The following is a 20,197-nucleotide window of genomic DNA, read 5'->3' as shown; positions in this document are numbered from 1 at the left end:
CCGGGGCATGGAATTGATATCTCTCGATCGTCCGGATCCGCACTTTATCCACCCCCTCCACGACACCGCAAGGACCCCTGGCACACGCTTTCGACCCCGCCTGATCGACGTCTCTCATTTCAGCAGGTCGAAGGCCATACAGAGGAAGGAAATCCAAGGCAATGAATTGACGCGAGAAACACGCCTCAGGGCGAAGTCAGAAACGCGTCACTAAAAGATCAGTCCAGAATCAGCACACGATCAGTCGAGCGTCAGTACACAATCACCGGAGAGTCAGCTCACGGTCAGTCAGAGGTCAGCATGCGGAGAGTCCACACACCCATACATCTCGGCCACATGCGCCTCCCCTACGACCAATCCACATTTCCCTCACACGAGCACCCGACGAATTCGCGCACGCACGCCCGAGCCCCGCACAACGCTCCGCCGAACCTCGCGGGCCGGGATCCCGCACAACACCACCCCGAAGGCGACGGCACCCGCCTCGTCCGCACCCACGCGGGCTTCGACCTCGACTCCCCATGGGACGCCAGGCACTCGCCGGGATGGGCAACGGCTGGCCCCGCGTCCTGGACAACCTCGCCACAGCCCTGGCCGAGACCTCCTGACCGGGACTCCGGTCCGGCGGAGGTCAGCCCGTCGGGGGCGGCGCGTACTCCTTGGGAACTCGGGGCACGGTGGGACCGCGTCTTCACCGGCCTTCCCTCGGACGGCACCGCCACCCGGATGACGAACGAAGGGCGGCCGCCTTCCTGACCCATCCGGGCGGCCGTGCGTACGGTACGGGCGGGCGGAAGGGAGGGAGCACGACCTCCCGTGACGACTGGGCGTCCCCCGGTGCCGTAGACGGGCGGGTACGGCGGCATCGCGTTCGCCGCTGCCGGCGTGCGAGCACGAAGCGGCCGGCGGCTGCGGGGCGCTCGTCCTCGCCGAGGAGGTGGCCGCCCCGCCGGCACCACCCCTGGCGGCCGTCCGTGCAGACGGACGGAGCAGACCGACGAAGCGGAGGTCACCCGGGGAGGCCGAGCGGCGGGTGCGCGAGCACCCGGGGCTTGTACTCCACCAGCTGGATACGGCCGTCGAAGGTGCGGTGCTCGATCATCTCCAGGGCGACGTCCGGATAGCCGTCGTAGATGCGCTCTTCGCCCGTGGCCCCCGTGATCACCGGGAACATCACGACCCTGAAGCGATCGACGAGTCCGGCTCGCAGCAGGGACCGGCACAGGCTGAGGCTGCCGATCGTCGTCAGGAGCCCGGAGCCACCCGACTTCATGGCGCGGACCGCCTCGACGGCGTCCTCACGGACAAGCCTGGAGTTGGCCCAGGTCAGCGGCTCCTCCAACGTCGAGGAGAACACCACCTTGGACGCTTGCGTGAGCTGGTCGACCGACGCCTCCTCCTCGGGCCTGAACCCGTCTTGGCCGGCAGGGACCTCGCCTGCGGCGAAGCCCGACATCAGGCGGTAGGTGGCCGCTCCCATCAGGTAGGTGGCCTCGGGCTGCTCGCCGAGCCAGGCGAGATACTGCGGGCCCTCCAGGCCCCAGTACCCGGGCCACCCCTCCCCCGACGCGTAGCCGTCGAGTGAGGTGATGAAGTCGACGAGAAGCTCCGACATGGCGTGTCCTTTCCTCGGATGTCATGAGCTTGGACTGCCCGGAGGACCCAAACTCATCGGCCACGCGGTGGAGTGACGAGAAACCTCTGAACCTTCAGCCACCGCTGCCACGGGGGCACGGGGGCACGGGGCACGGGGGGCACGGAGGCACGGAGGCACGGAGGCACAGGCGGCGGATACGGGAGCGGCCCGGGATCAGCCCGTGGTGGAGAGGAGTTCGGTGGCCAGCGCGGTCCGCTCGTGCAGCATCCAGCGGCCGGAGCGCCGGGAGGTGACCAGCCGGCAGCGGCGCAGGACGGCCAGGTGCTGGCTGATCGCGGGGGCACTGAGGTCGAGATAGGCCGCCAACTGGGTTGTGGAGAGCGGCAGTTCGAGGTGGGCGAGGAGAGCGGCCCGGCTGCGTCCGAGCAAGGGGCCGACCGGGTCCTCGGTGTCCTGGTCGGTGGCCGACCACAGGCCGGCGATCCCGCGCGGCGGGTAGGTGAGGGTGGGGCGGTAGGGCTCGTTGTGGAGCACCAGGAGCCTCGGCCAGGCGAAGACGCACGGCATCAGGATGATTCCGGCACCGTCGCAGGCCCGCTGCGCCGTGTGGTGGGGCTTGTCGATCCGCAGGCGGCCCGCGGTGTATGTGACCTGGGGGTGCAGGTCGGCGAAGACCTTGGTCAGCCCGCCGGTGGTCAGCTGCTGGGCGCGGTGGGCGATCTCGGCGTCGTGGATGGCCCGCAGGCGCGGCCAGAGCGGCTCGATGGCGGCCGTCCAGTACGCCGCGATCGTGTCGGCCAGAGCGGCGAGCCCCCGTTCCGGGTGCTCGTAGAGCGGCCGCAGCTCCGGGGCCAGGCCCTGGGCGCGGTCCATCTCCTCAAGCGAGGCGCGGACCCGCCCGGCCGGCGTGGCGGCGAGGGCGGCGAGCTCCTCCGGGAAGTCGCCGGACACCGACTCCGGCGGCAGGGCGAGGAAGTCCGGGATCACATGGGGGCCGCGCAGCAGGGCGAGCAGCACGCTCAGATCGATGTCGGCCACCTGCGACGCGGCCGAGGTGGGCCACTGGCCGTGAACGGGCAGCCGGCGTGCCCCGGTGAGGACCGGCACGCTGTGCAGGAGCTCCTCCATCGGTGACCGGGCGAAACGGATGCGGGTCAGATCGTCAGGGCCGACGAGGAGCTCGATCACACGGTGGAGGGTAACGGCTGGGGCGCCGTGGGTGCAGTGGATTAAGCAGGGACGAAATCGTGGAGCGGGCGGCCCGCCGGGGAGCAGGCTCGCCCCGAGCACACGCTCACCCGGCTCGCGGGATGACTGTCCCAGGCGAACTCCCGGCATCTGACGATCCCTTGAGAGGTCGATCTTGCGTAGGCAATGGTTCACACGGGCCACCACCTTCCTCCTCGCGGTGGGAGCCACCGCGGCGCTCGCCGCGCCCGCCCGGGCCATACCGGCGGTTGACGGCTACCAGCCCTACTCGGCGCCCGGGAACTGCTCCCACTCGTACTACGAGAAGCCCGGGGTGGTCGAGTTCAAGAACGTGTTGATCGACCGCCTCGGCGGCACCAACGGCGGCATCCTGGCGTGCACCGGCTTCGAGCACAATGAGGGGAGGGCCTTCGACTGGATGAACAACGCCCATGTGCCGGCCCAGGCGGCCCAGGTCCAGAAGGCGCTCGACTGGATGCTCGCCACCGACTCCGCGGGGAACCAGCACGCGATGGCGCGTCGGCTCGGCGTGGCGTACATCATCTGGAACAAGAAGATCATCAACCTCTACGGCAGCAACAAGACCTGGCAGTCGCACGGGTGCGACGGATCTCCCGGCGACTGCCACACCAACCACGTCCACTTCGCGTTCTCGTGGGCCGGGGCGAACCGGCAGACCAGCTGGTTCACCGCGAACCCGCGGCCGGCCGAGTGGTACCCCGACTACGTCGCCCCGGCGCCGTCGGGACAGTCCTCGCAGGGCTCGGCGGTGTTCCAGGGGAACCAGTACAAGTTCGCGCGCGGTGCGGACGGAACGGTGACGTACCGGTTCGGCAGCGGCGGGCCGTGGTCGGGCCTGAACACGGTGCCGGGCTCGGCGGGGACGGCCGGCGACCCGGTGGCCGCCGTCTTCAACGGCAACCTGTACGTCTTCGCCACGGCGGCCGACGGCACCGTCCGCTACTGGTACGGCAACGGCGGACCCTGGTCGGGGCCGAACACGATACCCGGCTCGGCCGGCACCTCCACCACCGGCGGCCTGTCAAGCCAGGTCTTCAACGGCAACCTCTACGCCTTCGCCACGGCGGCCGACGGCACCGTCCGCTACTGGTACGGCAACGGCGGACCCTGGTCGGGGCCGAACACGATACCCGGCTCGGCCGGCACCTCCACCACCGGCGGCCTGTCAAGCCAGGTCTTCAACGGCAACCTCTACGCCTTCGCCACGGCGGCCGACGGCACCGTCCGCTACTGGTACGGCAACGGCGGACCCTGGTCCGGACCGACCATGGTCCCCGGGTCTTCGGGGCGGACGGCCAACGCCGGAGTGGCCAGCGCCGTGTTCAAGGGCAACCTCTACGTCTTCGCGACCGCGCTGGACGGCAGCGTCCACTACTGGTTCGGCAACGGCGGACCGTGGTCGGGGACGAACACGGTACCCGGCTCGGTCGGCGGCACCGACCGGAGCCTGAGCGCCGTGGTGTTCGGCAACGCCCTGTACGTCCACGCCGGCACCACCAACGGTGGCACCCGCTACTGGTTCGGCGACGGCGGCCCCTGGTACGGACCCAACGGCATGTCCTGATAAGGCCGGACGCCGCACCGGGGTGTACATGCTCCGGCACAAGGCCCACGTGGCTGCCGAGCGGCCTCTGACGTGTCCAGCGTCGGTCAGGCGCCGTCCCGGCTGCCCTCTGCCCAGCAGGTGGTGGTGGTCGAGCGGAGAGGGCAGGATTCGAACCTGCGTGGATCCCTGCGGACCCGACTTCGAGCGAGCTCTGGTCCCCGATAAACCACTCCGGGCACCTCTCCCAGCTTCCGGCCCGGTTCCCCGCGCCGTTCACAGGGACCACAGTGCCCGGATCCCCTGACATCCGGCTGACGCCGGGCGGGCGTAGCAGTCGAGGAGGCCGGGTCGTGGCGGCGGCGACGCTCGCCGACTCGGATGATCATGGTGCCGAGCGGGGCGGGTCGGCGGCCCGACGGCGGGTCTCCGTGAGGTGGAGGTTGATGTGGCGAGCGAGGATCAGCGGGTCCTGAGGGTTGTCGGCCTCGAAGGTGGTGCGGCGCAGGAGCGAGACTCCGTCGAGTGCGACGCCCTCACGGGCGAGGACGAAGACGAGAGCGAGGAAAGCGGACCGGGCGTTGCCGTCGTGGAAGGGATGGAAGAAGCAGACGTCGAGGTAGGCACGGGCGGCCCGGGCGGTCAGGCCGAGGGGTCGGCCGGCATCGGATGCGCTCTCGGCCAGGCAGGCGTCGAAGCGGGCAGGTGTGTCGGGTCCGATGCCGTAGCGCTCCCGGCCCCCTTTGGCGAAGGCGGGCGAGGCGCGGAATCGAGGCGGTTGCGGCATGCCCAGGACGTGCTGCTGCCATGTGCTGAGAAGGGTGCAGTCGAGCCGCTCTCCGCGTGCCGCGTCGGCCCGGAGGATTTCCAGGGCCCTGAGGAGGCCTTCGGCCCGGGCCGGGTCGATGGCGCCGTCGAAGGCCCGGATGTCCTGCGCCGCGCCGTCGTGGACGGGCACCACCGGTCCGTCCGCACCGTTGTCGGGGATCCCGCTCCACGCGGCCGACGCGCGGACCGCGAGCCAGTGCTGCAAGTGGTCCTGGGCCGGCATGCCCGCGCGGGTGGCTCCGTCCTCCGGCCGTATCGAGAGCGCGAGCCGCTCCGCGACGTCTTCGACCACCGTCGTGTCAGGACCGGTCCAGCTGAGGAACCGTCCACCGACCGCCTGGTCGACCAGGCCCCGGGCCACGTCCGGCGCGACTCCCCAGCGGTCGAGGAACCAGGTGAGGACCTGACGGCAATGGCCGTGCCAGCCGCTGCCACACCCGGTGCGGTCGACGACCTGCAGGATCACGTTCCGCGCCGCGTGCCCCCACAGGATCCTCTGGTCCTCGATGGCATTCAGGTCCAGCGGGTAGGCCTCGAACCAGCCGGCAAGGGTCTCCAGCCACGCGCGCCATTCGCGCAAGGCCGCCTCGACGCGGGCCAGCGTTTCCTCCGGGGTGGTGATCGAGTCCCGCGGGCAGCACCAGCTCCCCACCGGTCCGCCGTCGAAGTCACCCTCGTCGTGCGACCAGCGCCATCCGACGGACCAGTGACCGTAGTGCTGGACGAGGGCGTACGACATGGCGTCCGCCCAGGAATCGGCCTCGCCACTGCTCCAGGCGCGCATCACGGGGTCACCGAAAGGAACGTCCGGACGGAGGGGGACACACCGGGCCGGTCCGAGCGAGCGCACCGTCTGCGCCACGGACCCGCCGTCGAAGACATGGCGGGTGGGGTCCACGTCGTCCCAGGTCAGGAACCGAGGAGCCAGGTCAACGATCACCGCGCAAGCCTGCCACGCTCAGCCGGCTCCCCACACCGGATTTCCGCGGCGCCCTGCCGCCGCCTCCAGTACGCAGTCACGGCTTGTGACCGTGCGGCACAGCTGGCACCGACAGGCACCGTGAACTCGGCAAGCAAGCCGTCGTCGGACCCGCCGGCTGCCGGCCTGACGGCAGCCGCCCGCCGCACCCGGCGACGGCCCAAAAAGGCCCCGGCCAGCCGGGGGGGGTGGCTGGTCGGGGCACTGGCCAGGTCAGCCGGGGGGGGTGACTGACCGGGCTATGCCAGTATCGCCCCGCTGGCGCGTGCCCGCAGCGCACGCCACGCACTCGGGAGCGCTCTGTCCCGGTTCCCGTGGGCGGGGGGGGGCAGGCAGGCCCGGCCCGGTTATGGAGGTGGCCGAGCACCAGGTGGCGTCCAGGACGTCGTCGGCGTTCGCGCTTACGGTTGCGGGTAGCCGACGAGTGCCCGGTGCCTATCGACCAGGAACCGCAGGTCGAGGGCGGTGCGGTACCCCTGGGCGACAACCGTCGGTCAGATTCCCGCGAGGAACTCCAGCAGCGCCCGGTTGAAGGCCTCCGGCTGTTCCACGCCCGGCAGGTGTCCGGCCCGCTCCACCACGGTGAGCGCCGAGTGCGGGACCAGCGCGTGCAGGGACTCGGCTTCGGCGACCGGGGTGTAGACGTCGTCCCGGCCGACCACGATCAGGCAGGGCACCGTGGCGGGCAGCGCCGCGAGCACCGGGGCGTAGTCGGGACGTTCGGCGCGGCCTCGGAGGGCGGCGGCGGCGGCTTCGGGGGCGGTCTCGTACATCATCCTGGTGACCGCGGCCGCGGCCTCCGGCATTCCGGTCACGTTGTAGGGCGCGAGCATCTTGTCGATGACCTCGTCGGTGTACGGCTTCATTCCCTCCGAGAGCAGCCGCTCGGCGAGCCCCAGCCGGAAGGCTACGCCGTCCGGCGTTTCCGGTGGGGCGGAGGTGTCGGAGAGGACGAGGGCCCGGACCCGGCGCGGGTGGCGCAGTCGCATCTCCATGGCGATCTGCCCGCCCATGGACACACCGCCGACGACCGCTTGTCCGACGCCCAGACGGTCGAGCAGGGCCGCCAGGTCGTCGGCGAAGTCCGCGAGCAGTGTCTTGCCGGGCAGGACCGGGCTTTGCCCGTATCCCCGCAGGTCCGGGGTGATCACGCGGTAGCCGGCGGCGGTCAGTGCGAGCGTCTGGGGGGCCCACATCGAGTGGTTGAAGGGATGCCCGTGGATCAGGACTACGGGAGCCCCGTCGCGGGGGCCCATGTCCTCGAAGAAGAGTGCCACGCCAGTGCCGGTTCGGGGGCTCATGGAAGGACTCTAAGCGACCACACCAAGCCCCCGCCACCTTGAAATTGCTGGTCAAGGCGCTGGTGCGACGGACCGTCAGGGTTCCAGCGCCGGCCGTGGGCGGTGGTCCGACCGAGCTGGAGGGGAGCGGCATGTGCCGGCCGTGGCCCGGCCATTCCCCTGGGTGCCCCCTGGGTGCTGCCGTGTTCGGCTCAGCCCGCTCCCAGGTAGCGCAGGACCGCGAGGATGCGGGGGCTGTGGCCCTCGTTGCCGCGCAGGGCCAGTTTGTCGAAAACCGCGTTGAGGTGCTTCTCCACCGCGCTCAGCGACAGGTGGAGCCGTCTGGCGATGGCCGCGTTCGTGCAGCCCTCCGCGAGGACCTGGAGCACCTCGCGCTCACGCGGGGTCAGCAGGGCCAGGAGGTCGACGTGCGCGCTGCGGAGGACCAGTTGCCGTACGACCTCCGGGTCGATCGCGGCTCCGCCCGCGTGGATCCGCTCCAGCGCGTCGAGGAACTCCTCCACCTGCGCCACCCGGTCCTTGAGCAGGTAGCCGACCCGCTGCGCGCCGGTCTCCAGCAACCGGGCCGCATAGCTGCGCTCGACGTGCTGGGAGAGGACCAGGACCCCGGTGTCCGGGAGCCGTTCGCGGATCTCTACGGCCGCCCGCAGGCCCTCGTCGGTGTGGGTCGGCGGCATCCTGATGTCGACGACGACCACGTCCGGGCGGAGCGCGGCCGTCTCGGCGACCAGTGTCCGCGCGTCGCCGAACGCCCCGACGACCTCGTGCCCCTCTTCCGCGAGGAGCCGGGCCAGGCCCTCCCGGAGCAGGGTCGAGTCCTCGGCCAGAATCAGACGCACGGCAGCTCCGCGACGATGGTGGTGGGTCCCCCGAGGGGGCTGTCGATCCGCAGGACGCCGTCGAGGGCGGCGATGCGTCCGCGCAGACCCGTGAGGCCGCTGCCCGCCGGGTCCGCGCCGCCCCGGCCGTCGTCCTCGACGCGTACGCTCAGGGGGCCGCCGGGCGCTCCCGTGACCCGGACCGAGACGGCCGAGGCGGCGGAGTGCTTGGCCGCGTTGGTGACGGCCTCGGAGACGACGAAGTACGCGGCCGTCTCCACGGGGCGGGGAAGCGGGCCCGTCACCTCGTACGAGATCCGCAGCGACAGGGCGCAGCGCTGCGCCACCCCGCCGAGCGCCTCCTCCAGGCCGAGGCTGTCCAGCGCCGAGGGGTACACCCGCCAGGCCACCTCGCGCAGTTCGGCCAGGACCTCCTGGGCCTCCCGGTGCGCCTGGGCCAGCAGGTCGGCCGCCCGCTCCGGGTCCCGACCGGGTCCGCCGCGGCGGGCCCGTCCGATGAGCATCGCGAGCGCCACGAGCCGCTGTTGGACCCCGTCGTGGAGGTCGCGTTCGATGCGTCGTCGTTCCACGTCCACGGCCCGTACGACGGCGGCCCGGCTGACCGAGAGTTCGTCGATGCGGCGTCGCAGCAACTCCCGCTCCGACGGCCCGAAGCGTTCCCGGGCCAGTCTGGTGTCGAGCGCGGTCAGCGCGAACAGCCCCTGGAGCGCGAGGAACAGCAGGACGCCTCCGAGGAGCAGTTGTGTGAGCAGCTCCAGCGTTCCGGTCGTCCCGCGCACCACTCCGGCGGCCAGGAGTCCCCCGAGCGCCAGGCCGAAGCCGAGCAGCGCCAGGACGACCCCGCACACCAGCCCCGACCAGGAGCGGAGCGCCAGGTAGCGGACCGCTCCCGCGTTCCCGACCTCGTACGCCTCGGGGAACCGGTCGCCGAAGAAGCGGGTACGGCGGCCGCGCTCCACCTCCGCGAGCCGCCGGGCGCCGGAGCCGAGGAGCCGCAGGGCGTACGGGCGGGTGCGCGGCCACAGCAGGAAGGCGCCGAGCGGCAGTCCGGCGAGCAGCAGGTACAGCAGGCCGACCGGCGCCGTCAGGCATCCGGCGAGCACGCCCGCCGACCGCCGGAACGCCGACTCCCCTTCGCTGCCGCCCTGTTCGCCCCCGCTCACGCTCCCCACCCTATGCGCGACGGTGGCGGGCGGCCGCCCGGCGGGCGCGCAGCCGTACCACCAGCCAGGCCGCGACGGCCGCGCAGACCAGGACGAGAACGGCCTTGGAGGCCACGCCAACGTACGACTCGACCAGTTCCCAGCGGTCGCCGAGGGCGTAGCCGGAGAGGACGAGGACGCTGTTCCAGGCCAGGCTGCCCACGGTGGTGAGCAGGAGGAAGAGCGGGACCGGCATCCGCTCCACCCCGGCCGGCACCGAGATCAGGCTGCGGAAGATCGGCACCATCCGCCCCAGGAGCACCGCCTTCGTGCCGTGCCGCCGGAACCACTCCTCCGTCCGCTCCAGGTCCGAGACCTTCACCAGCGGCAGCCGTGCCCACAGCGCGTGCATCCGCTCCCGGCCGAAGAGCGCCCCGATCGCGTGCAGGGCCAGCGCGCCCACCACCGAACCCAGCGTCGTCCAGAAGAGGGCGGAGGCGAGGCTCAGCACACCCTGTCCGGCGGCGAAACCGGTGAGCGGCAGGATCACCTCGCTCGGCAGCGGCGGGAACAGGTTCTCCAGGGCGATGGCCAGCCCCGCGCCCGGCCCGCCGAGCGTGTCGACGAGGCCGGCCGCCCAGCCCGCGATACCGCCGGAGGGCTCCTGGGCGAGGATGATCGAGGTCGAGGTCGAGGTCGAGAATGGCGTCATGTGCCCTCCAGGTCTCGGGGAAAGGTCCCCGGCGGAGCCGCCGGACGACCCTCCCCAACCTAGGAACCGCAGCTCACGACCGGTATGCGTGTTCCCGCCCGGTACCCCTGCGGAAAACCGCAGGGTGTCGCGATCGCCTCGCTTGCCGCGCTCGGTCCGGACGGGAACCCCGGCGTACGCGGCTGGACGCGGGTGCAGGTGGACGTGGATTCGACCCCGTCTCCGGCCAGTGCCTGGCCCCCCACCCCCCACCTCCAGGCCGAACTCCTGTCCTGGCGCCCTGGCCACGGACGTTCGCCCCCGACAGCAGCGTGGTCGCCGCCGAGGGCGAGGTCGCGGAGGGGCTTGCCACCGGATGGTGCACGCTTCTACGCGGCCCGGGTGCCGGGCGGCCGTCACCCACTCGGCCGCAGGCCCGACCCCGAACGGGGGCTCCCGCCGGGCAGGGCGTGGTGCCCGCCGGAAGGCTGGCGGTATGGGGCACTGGTGGTACCGCAACATCCTGGAGCCGGGGAAGCTTCCGCTGCTCCTGGCGCTGTCGGCGTTCGTCGTCTCCTTCGCCGTGACCCGGGTCATCACCCGGATGATCCGCGCGGGCAAGGGGCCGTTCCGCAACGTCACTCCGGGCGGACTCCACGTCCACCACGCGGTTCCGGGGGTGATCCTGATGACCCTCGGCGGTTTCACGGGTATCGCCGCGGCCAACAGGTCGGGGTGGGGGGCCTCCGTCGCGGCGGTGCTGTTCGGAACGGGGACCGGGCTCGTTCTGGACGAGTTCGCGCTGATCCTGCATCTGAGCGACGTCTACTGGACCAAGCAGGGCACGATCAGCATCGAAGTCGTGATCATGACGGCGGCGCTGGCATCGCTGCTGCTCTGCGGGTTCCTTCCGCTGGGGGTGGACGGGCTGACGCCCGAGGAGGAACGCAACCGGCTGACAGCCGTCGCCACGGTGATGGTGAACCTGCTGTTCGCGGTCGTGGCCCTGTTCAAGGGGAAGCCCCGGATGGCCGTTCTCGGCGCGGTCGTCCCGATCATCGCGATCATCGCCGCCGTGCGGCTGGCCCGGCCGACGTCCCCGTGGGCCCGGCGTCTCTACCGCGGCCGGGCGCGGACCCGAGCCCGGGCCCTCAAGAGGGCCTACCACCACGACCGGCGCTGGAACGGGCTGCGGCGCCGGGTGGACTACCTGATCGGCGGCGCCCCCAGCCAGTAGAGGGTGCCGGGGTGACCCGTTGGGCAGGGGTCAGGTCGCCCGGGCCGGTCGCGGCGACCGCGCGGGCAGACATGGCGGGCAGGCGGGCCTGCGACAGGGGCCCGCTACTTCGCCTCCACCTCCGCCTCGAAGTCCGACTCGAAGTAGCTGTCGTGCCGCACCCGGAACTCCTTGAGCTCCTGCCGGCCGCGCTGGGACATCTCCGCGACCCTCTCGAAGAACTCCTCGCGTTGAGCGCCGGGCGAGAAGGGCATGAGCACGGACACGGGCTCGTCCGTCGCGTTCTTGAAGGCGTGCAGGCCGCCGGGCGGAAGGTGTCCCCGCGGGGCGAGGTGAGGTCGGGCGGGGTGTCCGCCGTGCGGAAGGAGGCGTTCGCTTCGCCTCGGTCGCCGTGGTGCGGGGGGGGCGGGGTAGGACATGGCTCACTCCAGACACATGCGAGGCACGGAATGGCAGACGCGGTGGACCTGATCACCGAGCAGTGGCGTACGGAGTGCCCTGAACTGGCCGACGCCATGGGGCCGGTGGAGATCTTCGGGCGGATGCAGCGGATGCAGCGCGTCTACGACCGGCACTTCAACGCGCTGTCCGACGAGTTCGGCCTGAACCCTCGGCGAACTCGACATGGTCTTCACACTGCGCCGGTCCGAGCCGCCCGACACCCTCGCCCGTGAGAGCAACGCCCACAGTCCCTCCACGTCCAGGACGGAGGCGGCGACCATCCGCGCCTCAGCGACGGGGGACCCTGCCGCCGCCGTGGCCGAGGCTGAGTGACGGTTCTTCGACCCGGCGGCGGGCCAAAACCCTTAATTCATGTGGACATCACGCCTACGATCACGCCCATGGGGGACCTCTTCGCACAGGGCACGACCTTGGCCGGCGGCCGGTACCGCATCGACGGCACGCTCGGCAGCGGCGGAATGGCGCAGGTGTACCGGGGCTGGGACACGGAGCTTTCCCGAGCGGTCGCGGTCAAGACGATACGGCCGGAACTCGGCGCTGACGAAGGCCTCTCGATCCGCTTCCGGCGGGAGGCACAGGCGATGGCCGCCCTCTCGCACCCGAACGTGGTGACGGTCCACGACACGGGCGAGGAGTCCCGGGAGGACGGCCCCCCGGTGCCGTACTTCGTGATGGAGCTGGTGGCCGGGCAGTCGCTCGCGGACCGGATCCGCGCGGGCGGCGCACTCCCGGCGGCGGAGGCGGTGGAGATCGCCGACCAGGTCCTCGCGGCGCTGGCCGTGAGCCACGAACGGAGCATGGTGCACCGGGACATCAAGCCGGGGAACGTGCTCCTGCCGGAGGGCGGCGGCCCGGCCAAGGTCGCCGACTTCGGCATCGTCCGGGCCATGGCCGGCGAGGGCCCGGCCCTGACCGGGACGCGGACGATGGTCGGCACCCCGCAGTACATGTCACCGGAACAGGTGCGCGGGCTGACCGGGGTCGACGGCCGCTCCGACCTGTACGCGGTGGGCGTGCTGCTCTTCGAGATGCTGACCGGCCGGGTCCCCTTCGACGGGGACGACGGCTATGTGATCGGCTACCGGCATGTGACGGAACCCCCGCCCACGCTGGCCTCGAACGGAATATTCGGCAGGGCACAACTGGAGGCGGTGCTCGCGCGGTCGCTCGCGAAGGACCCCGCGGAGCGGTACCCGGACGCCCACGCCATGCGAGCAGCGCTCCGCGCCCCGGCCGCCAGGCCGACGCCGACGGCGCTGAACGTCGGGCGTCCGCCGGCCTTCCCGCCCGTGCCCTCGCCCTCACCCGCTCCACCCTCCACCCCACGCCCCGACACCCCGGCGGAGATCGGGGCCGCGGTCGCGCATGCCCCCGCGACGCCCACGAACCCGCCGACCGCCACGCCCCCATCCGTCCCGACACGCGCCCGTAGGCGCGCGGCACGCTGGGTGCGCGCGGGGCACTGGGGGCGACTCCTGCTCTCCCTGGCCATCCTGGTCTCCTTGCGGCCCAGCGGCTCGGCGACCACCATCGCGTTCCACGTGACGGGAATCCTGCTCGCCCTGCCACTGCGGCGCAGGGGCCGACTCGGCTACCCCTTGATCACCATCATGTCGGTCGTGATCGTCCTGCACTCCCTGGTGATCACCGCCCGTCTCACCCTGCTCAACTGACCGCATGACGGGCAGTCGGCCCCAGCCGGACGACACACCCGATCCGATCCCTGCCTCTGAACAAGCGGGTGCGGGGGGGCGGTCCGCTGTCGCCGCTTCGGCCGGACCGCTGCTGGCGGCCCGTACGAGGCTGGGAGGTTTGGGGGGCCGAGTCCGTGGCAGACGGGATGAACCGCCGTACTCCACCGTCGTGTTGGAGGGGTGCGGCCCGATCCGCCTCAAGGAGGACACCATGTCCGACACTTACCGCGCCCCGGACAGCACCGTACCGGGTCATCCGGCGCAGCACGGCCACACGCCCGCGGGCGGCGGTACGGGACTGGCCGTCGCCGCGCTCGTCACCGGCATCCTCTCCCTGCTGCTGCTCTGGCTGTGGTTCGTCGGCATCCCGCTGGCGCTGGTCGCCATCGGTCTTGGCATAGCCGCAGTGCGCAGGGCAAAGCGGGGCGCGGGAGGCCGCGGTATGGCGATCACGGGCCTCGTCCTGGGCTCGGTGAGCGTCCTCATCGCCGTGGTCCTGGTCGCCGTCGGCGTGTCGATCCTGAATTCCGACGCCGGCAAGGACCTCCAGTCGTGTCTCGACAAGGCCCAGACCCAGGCGGAGAAGCAGAGCTGCTCGGACCGGTTCAGCGACGACATCAGCAAGTAGTGCCGGGCCGCATCCCTCCCGGGCCCTGCCGTGCGGTGCGGCAGGGCCCGGGGGCACTGTGGGTGGTGTCGCGTCAGCGGGTGCCGAGGGGGCCGAGGTCGTGGGCGTAGCGGCCGGCCGTGTGGGCGATGACGTCGATGTTGATGTCGAAGGAGCTCATGTCGATGTTGGTGAGGTCGTCGCCGGGCTGGTGGTGGTTCGGGTCGTAGGCGGTGCCCACCCGGCCGCCGAACCTGGCGGCCTGGGCCTCGGTCTTGATGCCGTCGGAGCCGGTGAAGGTGCCGCCCGAGGGGATGCCCGCCGCGAGGAAGGGCGCGTAGTCCGACAGGGCGAGGAAGTCGGTGCCCTCGTGCGGGACGCCCTTGGCGTCGAGGAAGTCGGTGATGCCCTTTTCGAGCTGGGCGGAGCCCTCCGGGCCGGGGCCGGTTCCGACGCGGTCGGAGTCGTCCCCGTCGCTGACGAAGAACGCGCCGTTCGGCGAGGCGATCGTCTCGAAGTTCAGGTAGAGGCGGATCTGCGCGCGCTGCTCCGGGGTCAGGGCGGACAGGTACGCCTGCGAGCCCGCGACGCCGAACTCCTGCGCCGACCACCAGGCGAACCGCACCTTGTTGCCGACCTTGTCCTGTGACTTGGCGAGTCTCTGGGCGACCTGGAGGAGGCCGGCCGCGCCGGAGCCGTTGCCGTTGATGCCGGGGGTGCCGTGCTGGGAGTCGAGGTAGGAGCCGAGGAGGACGGTGTTGGCGGCGTCCCCGCCGCGGGTCTCCGCGATCACGTTGAAGCTCCGTCGGTTCTCCCGGAGTTCGTGGATGTCGAGGGTGACGGTCACCGGTCCGGCGGCGGCCTCGGAGGTCAGTGCCGCGCCGTCCTCCTGGCTGATCCCGCCGGTGGGGATGCGGGCGAGGGAGGAGTCCCCGATGGTTCCGTTGATCTTCCCGGAGGTGTTGTTGTAGACGATCGCGCCGAGCGCGCCCGCCGCGTGGGCGTTGTCCTGCTTGACGGCGAAGGAGCAGCCGCCGCGCTTGACCAGGGCGATCCTGCCGGTGAACGCGCCGGCCGCGAAGTCGCCCGGCTCGCAGCCGTGGGTGTTGTCGGCGTCGACGGGGACCACGGCCAGTTCGCCGGTGACACCGCCCTCGGGGCTGCGGGCGGTGAACGCCATGAGCTGGACGGTGATCTCGCGCGGGGTGGGCGCGTCGACGGTGAGGGATTCGGCGAGGTCCTCGGTGTAGACGAAGTCGAACTCCTGGCGGGAGGTCCGGTAGCCGGCGTTGCGCAGCACCCCCTCCACATACGTGGCCGAGGCCTGGTGGCCCCTCGAACTCGCGACCCTGTCACCGCCGTTGTAGTCCGCGGCGGACTGTAAGGCCCGCAGGTGCCGGAGGGCGTCCTTGGCCGTGGACTCCCGGACGAGCTGCGCCGCCAGGGCCTCGCCGCGGGCGGCGGCGGCCCGGCCCGGGTCTTCGGCGCCCGCGGCGGCGGGGCCGGCGAGGAGCAGCGGGGAGAGCAGTGCGGCGGCGGCCAGGGTGGCGGTCGCCGCGGCGGTACGCGGTGCGGACATGACGGGGTGCCCTCTCACGGCAGGTCGAACGGACCGGTCGGCAGGGCCGTGGTCGGCGGTCGACGATCGGGAAGAACGTGCGTGTCGGGAGGAGATCGAGGCACGCTAACCCTGCGGCGAGCCCCTGCCAAGGAGAAGATCCGAGCCGGGCCGGGCGCCCCGATTATTGGCCGAGATGCGGCGGGCACACGGCCGAGGACGGCTGTCGGTTCACAACTCGCCCATGTTTATTGGAAGTTGGCCGGTTCGCGTTCCTGACACCTTCTCACGCGATCCCGTATCCATGTCGTGAGCGCCGGTGAGCCCCACCGCGTGCCGACAGGACAGTGCGCCCGAGGGCGCCGGTAGCGCGGGGGTGGCAGACCAGTGCTGGCCAGAACCGAAAGATCCTCCTCAGATCCCGTCCACGCTCCCCCGGCGGACCCCGACTTATCCGGTTGTCCCGAGCCCGCCCCCGACCCGACCGGCGGGGGCGGGCCGGCCGGCGGGCCGACGTACCGGATCCTGGGGCCCCTGGAGGTCCGCCGGGGCGGGGTGCCGTGCACGCCCAGCTCCCTGAAGCGGCGCGCCCTGCTCACGCTGCTGCTGCTGCACGCCAACCGCCGCTTCCCGATCTGCTCCCTGATCGGGGATCTGTGGGACGGCCGACCGCCGCCCTCGGCCGTGGCGACCGTGCAGATGTACGTGTCCGGGCTGCGGCGGGTGCTCGCCCCCGAGTACGGCCGAGGGGGCGGCGACCCCCGCAGGCACCCGCTGCTGCTGACCTCCGGCAACGGCTACCTGCTGCGGGTACAGCCCGGGGACCTGGACCTCGACCGGTTCCGGGCGCTGGCCGCGCGCGGCCGGGAACTGCGGGCCGCGGGCCACTGCGGCACCGCGGCGGAATCGTTCCACCGGGCCCTGGCCCTCTGGCGGGGCACCCCCTTCGGGGACCTCGGCCCGGCCTGCCTGCCCGCGTACTACACCGTCCGGCTCGAAGAGGAGCGGCTCGCCCTGCTCCACGACCGGATCGGCGCCGACATCTGCAGCGGCTGGGCCCGCGAGGTGGTCGGCGAGCTGGAGGAACTGTGCGCGCTCCACCCGCTGCGCGAGGACTTCCACGAGCAGCTGATGCTCGCCCTGGCGGCAGCGGGCCGCCGGGCCGAGGCCCTGCACGCGTACACCCGGGCCCGGCGCGCCGTGGTGGAGGACACCGGGATCGAACCGGGGCCGGGCCTGCGGGCGGCCCAGCAGGCGCTGCTCAGCGGGGCCCGGCCCGGCAACACCCGGCACGACGGCTGCCGCCCGGCGGGCGCACTGCACCCTGCCGCGCTCGGCGGCTGAGGGCCGCGGGCGCGTGCGGCCGCGGGAGCGCGCGGCCGCAGGTGCGTACGGCCGTATCCGCGTGCGGCCGTGCACCGGCTCGCCCGGACAGCGGTACGCCGGTACGCGCGCTCCGCGTACCGGCGTACCCGCCCTGCTGACCCGACTGCCTCCTCAGCCCCCTCAGCCCCGTCAGTCCGGTCAGTCCGGTCAGTCCGGTCAGTCCCCGAGGCTCCAGTCGAGCCGGCGCCGGAAGTAGACGAGGGGGTCGTCCTCCGTCACCGCGCAGCCGATCACCTCGCCCACCACGATCACGTGGTCGCCGTGCGGGAGCACCGCCTCCGTACGGCACTTCGCGTACACCGGGACGCCCGCCAGCCGCGGCACCGTTCCGTCCCAGTCCCAGAGCACGTCGGCGAACTTGTCCGCGGAGGCGCCCGCGAAGGTCCTCGCCAGTGCCGCGTGGCCGCGGGCCAGCAGGTGGACGCCGAAGTGGGCGTCCGGCCCCGCCGCGATGTCCCGGCAGGTCCGGGAGGTGCGCGCCAGCGCGACGAGCACCGACGGCGGATCCGCGCTGTACGAGCAGACGGAGGAGACGAGGAGCCCCGAGGGCCGGCCGTCGCCCCGCCGGGCGGAGACCACCGCGACCCCCGAGACCAGCCGGGACATGGCCTCGGTGAACGCGGCCCCGGACACGAACCCGGACTCGGAGAGGGGCCCGGAGAGGGACCCCGACGCGGACCCTGACACCGATCCGGACGCGGACCCGCCGGTCCCCCGGTCCCGCTGTGTCCCCCTCGGCGTCTCCCGCTGCGCGTCCCGCCGGCCCTGCTGCTGCTTCTCCTGCTGACGGAGGTCCATCCCGGCCCCTACGGGTGCGCCGGCTCGGCCGCGCGCAGGCAGGTCTCCCGGCGGCTGCGGGCCTCTTCGTCGTCGGTGACGGCGAGGACCGCGTCGAAGTCGGCCACCGCCTGGACCAGGCTGCCCGCCGCCTCGTGGACCACGCCCCGGTTGAACCGGAACTCGGGCCGGGCCTCCAGCTCCACCGCCCGGTTGAAATCGGCCAGTGCGGCGGTGAGGTCGCCGTCCCCGTAGGCGAGTTCGCCCCTGATCGCCCAGGCCTCGGCCAGCTCCGGATCGTTGCGAAGGGCCGCGTCGAGGGAGCCGCGGGCCTCGGCCGTACGCCCTTCCTCCCCCCACAACCGGCCCTGGAGGCAGAGGAGATGGGGGTGCTGGGCGTCGATCAGCAGTCCGGTCTCGACATCGGCCAGGGCCGCCTTGGTCTCGCCCTGGTCGGCCAGCAGGCCCGCGCGGGCGAGGAGGGCCTCCAGGTTGCCCGGCTCCAGTTCGAGGGCCCGGTCGAAGTCGGCCAGCGCGCCGTCGAGGTCGCCGAGTTCGAGGAGAGCCTCGCCGCGGTTGTAGTGCACCTCGGGGAAGGGGGATTCCAGGGCGATGGCCCGCTCGTAGTCGGCGATGGCCTCCTCGATGCGGCCGAGCCGGCGGAGCATGCTTCCGCGGTTGAAGTAGTGGTCGGCGAAGTCGTGGTCGAGGTCCATGATGGAGGCGTAGTCCTCCAGGGCGTCCTCCAGCCGGCCGCTCATGCCGTTGACCTGTGCGCGGTTGTAGCGCAGGCCGACGCGGTGCCAGGTCCGCTCGCCGATGCCGAGCTCCCGGTCGAGCCGCTCGATGCCCTCGTCCAGCAGCCGCAGGGCCTCGTCGGGGCGGCCGGCCCGGACCTCGACGAGGGCGAGGCCGTTGCGGTTGAACACGGAGAAGAAGGCGCGTTCCTTCAGGTCCGGCAGCAGGTCCGAGATCGCGATGGCCTGGTTGACGTACGCGCGGGCCCTGCGCTCGTCGCGCAGTTCCGGCGGGAAGTGGCGGGCGTACAGCATGCCCGTCTCGTAGGCGAGGCTCATGTGGTGCTTGGGCATGATGGTCTGCGAGCGAGCCTCCTCCTGGACGGCGGCGGACTCCTCCGGCCGTCCGGCGGCGGCCAGGCACACGCCCGTCTCGCGGGTGAAGGGCCACCACAGGTCGGGCCGGACCTCGGGGCCGGTACGGTGGCGGCCCTCCTCGCCCATCTCGGCCGCCGCGTGGTAGAGGCCCAGGTACTTGCAGCGGAGCTGGGCCCAGCGCAGGGCGTCGAGTCCGGCGCCGTCGGCGTCGCTGCCGCGCAGCAGGTGGTAGGGAAGGGTGCCCAGCCGGAGCGAGGGCTCCTCCTCGGCTCGGGCGGCGATCTCCTCGGCGCGGCGGTCGTGCAGTGCGGCGCGCTCGGGGCCGGTGAGGGCCTCGTACGCGGCGCGCAGGGCGGGCTCGTCGCTGATGCAGTCGCCGGTCACGTACCGGGCGGCGGCCTCGGCCAGGCTGCCGGGCCCGGCGCCGTCGGCGGCCGGCCCGTCGGGTCCGTCGGCCTCGGCGGTCCCGGGGTGGTGGACGCGGGTGGTGCGTACGGCGAGTTCCGCGGGCAGGGATACGGACACCATGCCCGGCGGATCCTCCAGCTCGGCGGTGTCGGTGGCGACGACCAGGGTCAGGAGCTCGGCGGGGATCCGGCGCAGGGCGGCGGCGAGGAACTCGTGGTCGGTGACGTCGGCGTGCTGGACGTTCTCCACGACGAGGGTGCGCGGCCCGTCCGCGGATCCGGGGAGGGCCGCGAGCAGGAAGTCCACGATCCCGTGCGAGACGCGAAGCGAGTGCAGCCGGGCCGGGTAGCGGCTGGCCTCGCCGGGGGCGTTGGCGATCTTCTCCAGGGCGCGGACCCGCTGCGGTACGAGGGACGCCAGTTCCGGGGTGCTCTCCTGGAGCTCGATGTAGTGGCGGGCGGCCAGTTCGGGCATGCGGCGCAGCGCCTCGGGGGCGACCTGGCGCAGCAGGGCGCCGGCCGCGGAGTAGGGTCCGCGCAGCCGCCGGTGCGCGTCGACCACGGCCAGGGGGGCGGGCAGGCCGAGTCCGGCCCGCAGACGGTCGCGTTCGCGGCGCAGGGGGGCCGCGATCCAGTAGTGGCCGGTCATCAGGACTCCTTCGTCGATACCGCGGCCTTGGGGCCGGGGAGGATGCGGAGCTCCCGCGGTGCGGGACGGCGGGAGCCGGTTCGCCCGCTGGGCGGACCGGTCGGGGGGACCGGCCGGAGTCCTGGCGAAGCGGGAGCCCGGGACCCGGGGGCTCG

At 72.4% G+C, this 20,197-nt stretch carries 17 protein-coding genes and 1 tRNA gene; 6 read left to right on the top strand and 12 right to left on the bottom strand.

What is annotated here, in order from left to right; translation table 11 throughout:
• Positions 1–1,009 precede the first annotated feature (1,009 nt).
• Both ACZ50K_RS15245 and ACZ50K_RS15240 read right to left on the bottom strand, forming a co-directional pair.
• Positions 1,010–1,615 (bottom strand): dihydrofolate reductase family protein, encoded by a 606-nt coding sequence (locus ACZ50K_RS15245; RefSeq protein ID WP_468902684.1) that lies wholly within the window; start codon positions 1,613–1,615, stop codon positions 1,010–1,012.
• Positions 1,616–1,810: 195 nt separating this feature from the next.
• Complete coding sequence (locus ACZ50K_RS15240; protein ID WP_468902681.1) at positions 1,811–2,785, bottom strand: ArsR/SmtB family transcription factor; 975 nt, start codon at positions 2,783–2,785, stop codon at positions 1,811–1,813.
• 220 nt (positions 2,786–3,005) lie between these two features.
• Here ACZ50K_RS15240 and ACZ50K_RS15235 point away from each other — a divergent pair, with 220 nt between their 5' ends.
• Complete coding sequence (locus ACZ50K_RS15235) at positions 3,006–4,391, top strand: VldE C-terminal domain-containing protein (RefSeq protein WP_468902679.1); 1,386 nt, start codon at positions 3,006–3,008, stop codon at positions 4,389–4,391.
• A 135-nt stretch (positions 4,392–4,526) separates the two neighbouring features.
• Here ACZ50K_RS15235 and ACZ50K_RS15230 read toward each other — a convergent pair.
• From ACZ50K_RS15230 to ACZ50K_RS15205, 6 genes are all read right to left on the bottom strand, one after another.
• Positions 4,527–4,618, bottom strand: a tRNA-OTHER gene (locus tag ACZ50K_RS15230).
• Between the two features lie 137 nt (positions 4,619–4,755).
• A complete protein-coding gene (locus ACZ50K_RS15225; RefSeq protein ID WP_468902676.1) occupies positions 4,756–6,138 on the bottom strand; it encodes a Fic family protein in 1,383 nt (460 codons plus the stop codon).
• 533 nt (positions 6,139–6,671) lie between these two features.
• A complete protein-coding gene (locus ACZ50K_RS15220) occupies positions 6,672–7,478 on the bottom strand; it encodes an alpha/beta fold hydrolase (RefSeq protein ID WP_468902674.1) in 807 nt (268 codons plus the stop codon).
• Between the two features lie 191 nt (positions 7,479–7,669).
• The gene (locus ACZ50K_RS15215; RefSeq protein ID WP_468902671.1) at positions 7,670–8,317 is read right to left on the bottom strand and encodes a response regulator transcription factor; all 648 of its coding nucleotides are present in this window, start codon (positions 8,315–8,317) and stop codon (positions 7,670–7,672) included.
• Positions 8,308–9,480, bottom strand: coding sequence for a sensor histidine kinase (locus ACZ50K_RS15210; RefSeq protein ID WP_468902669.1), 1,173 nt, complete (start codon positions 9,478–9,480; stop codon positions 8,308–8,310). Before ACZ50K_RS15210 ends, ACZ50K_RS15215 begins: the two co-directional genes overlap by 10 nt.
• Before the next feature lie 10 nt (positions 9,481–9,490).
• Positions 9,491–10,171, bottom strand: a complete 681-nt coding sequence (locus ACZ50K_RS15205) for a DedA family protein (RefSeq protein WP_468902666.1) — start codon at positions 10,169–10,171, stop codon at positions 9,491–9,493.
• 475 nt (positions 10,172–10,646) lie between these two features.
• Between ACZ50K_RS15205 and ACZ50K_RS15200 the strand changes: the two genes are divergently transcribed.
• The gene (locus ACZ50K_RS15200; protein ID WP_468902663.1) at positions 10,647–11,387 is read left to right on the top strand and encodes a hypothetical protein; all 741 of its coding nucleotides are present in this window, start codon (positions 10,647–10,649) and stop codon (positions 11,385–11,387) included.
• 104 nt (positions 11,388–11,491) lie between these two features.
• Here the strand turns inward: ACZ50K_RS15200 and ACZ50K_RS15195 are convergent, their stop codons facing one another.
• Positions 11,492–11,653, bottom strand: coding sequence for a hypothetical protein (locus ACZ50K_RS15195; RefSeq protein ID WP_468902662.1), 162 nt, complete (start codon positions 11,651–11,653; stop codon positions 11,492–11,494).
• Between the two features lie 195 nt (positions 11,654–11,848).
• Between ACZ50K_RS15195 and ACZ50K_RS15190 the strand changes: the two genes are divergently transcribed.
• The 3 genes from ACZ50K_RS15190 to ACZ50K_RS15180 all read left to right on the top strand — a co-directional run bounded on the left by ACZ50K_RS15190 (position 11,849) and on the right by ACZ50K_RS15180 (position 14,171).
• Complete coding sequence (locus ACZ50K_RS15190; protein ID WP_468902660.1) at positions 11,849–12,061, top strand: hypothetical protein; 213 nt, start codon at positions 11,849–11,851, stop codon at positions 12,059–12,061.
• A 168-nt stretch (positions 12,062–12,229) separates the two neighbouring features.
• Entirely contained in the window at positions 12,230–13,522 is a 1,293-nt protein-coding gene (locus tag ACZ50K_RS15185) for a protein kinase domain-containing protein (RefSeq protein ID WP_468902657.1), read from the top strand.
• A 232-nt stretch (positions 13,523–13,754) separates the two neighbouring features.
• Positions 13,755–14,171, top strand: coding sequence for a DUF4190 domain-containing protein (locus ACZ50K_RS15180; RefSeq protein WP_468902655.1), 417 nt, complete (start codon positions 13,755–13,757; stop codon positions 14,169–14,171).
• 73 nt (positions 14,172–14,244) lie between these two features.
• On the opposite strand, the gene ACZ50K_RS15175 is transcribed toward ACZ50K_RS15180, so the two are convergent.
• Positions 14,245–15,729, bottom strand: a complete 1,485-nt coding sequence (locus ACZ50K_RS15175; protein ID WP_468902654.1) for a M28 family peptidase — start codon at positions 15,727–15,729, stop codon at positions 14,245–14,247.
• 534 nt (positions 15,730–16,263) lie between these two features.
• Between ACZ50K_RS15175 and ACZ50K_RS15170 the strand changes: the two genes are divergently transcribed.
• Positions 16,264–17,052 carry an AfsR/SARP family transcriptional regulator gene (locus ACZ50K_RS15170; protein ID WP_468902651.1) on the top strand — a complete coding sequence of 263 codons (789 nt, stop codon included), beginning with the start codon at positions 16,264–16,266 and terminating at the stop codon, positions 17,050–17,052.
• 198 nt (positions 17,053–17,250) lie between these two features.
• On the opposite strand, the gene ACZ50K_RS15165 is transcribed toward ACZ50K_RS15170, so the two are convergent.
• Together ACZ50K_RS15165 and ACZ50K_RS15160 are read right to left on the bottom strand one after the other, a co-directional pair.
• A complete protein-coding gene (locus tag ACZ50K_RS15165) occupies positions 17,251–17,892 on the bottom strand; it encodes a flavin reductase family protein (protein ID WP_468902649.1) in 642 nt (213 codons plus the stop codon).
• Positions 17,893–17,900: 8 nt separating this feature from the next.
• Positions 17,901–20,042: a tetratricopeptide repeat protein gene (locus ACZ50K_RS15160; RefSeq protein ID WP_468902646.1), complete on the bottom strand. Its 2,142-nt coding sequence runs from the start codon at positions 20,040–20,042 to the stop codon at positions 17,901–17,903.
• Positions 20,043–20,197 lie beyond the last annotated feature (155 nt).

The sequence above is a fragment of the Streptomyces sp. NPDC033845 genome, from assembly GCF_055576225.1.
Note: the sequence above shows the minus strand (reverse complement) of the source record. Positions and strands in the feature narration are given on the sequence as shown.

Excerpts from the sequence above, each read along its gene's own strand:
- ACZ50K_RS15200 (WP_468902663.1), top strand. The coding sequence starts at position 10,647 with ATGGGGCACTGGTGGTACCGCAACATCCTGGAGCCGGGGAAGCTTCCG.
- ACZ50K_RS15205 (WP_468902666.1), bottom strand. The coding sequence starts at position 10,171 with ATGACGCCATTCTCGACCTCGACCTCGACCTCGATCATCCTCGCCCAG.
- ACZ50K_RS15245 (WP_468902684.1), bottom strand. The coding sequence starts at position 1,615 with ATGTCGGAGCTTCTCGTCGACTTCATCACCTCACTCGACGGCTACGCG.
- ACZ50K_RS15180 (WP_468902655.1), top strand. The coding sequence starts at position 13,755 with ATGTCCGACACTTACCGCGCCCCGGACAGCACCGTACCGGGTCATCCG.
- ACZ50K_RS15185 (WP_468902657.1), top strand. The coding sequence starts at position 12,230 with ATGGGGGACCTCTTCGCACAGGGCACGACCTTGGCCGGCGGCCGGTAC.
- ACZ50K_RS15220 (WP_468902674.1), bottom strand. The coding sequence starts at position 7,478 with ATGAGCCCCCGAACCGGCACTGGCGTGGCACTCTTCTTCGAGGACATG.
- ACZ50K_RS15175 (WP_468902654.1), bottom strand. The coding sequence starts at position 15,729 with ATGTCCGCACCGCGTACCGCCGCGGCGACCGCCACCCTGGCCGCCGCC.
- ACZ50K_RS15165 (WP_468902649.1), bottom strand. The coding sequence starts at position 17,892 with ATGGACCTCCGTCAGCAGGAGAAGCAGCAGCAGGGCCGGCGGGACGCG.
- ACZ50K_RS15160 (WP_468902646.1), bottom strand. The coding sequence starts at position 20,042 with ATGACCGGCCACTACTGGATCGCGGCCCCCCTGCGCCGCGAACGCGAC.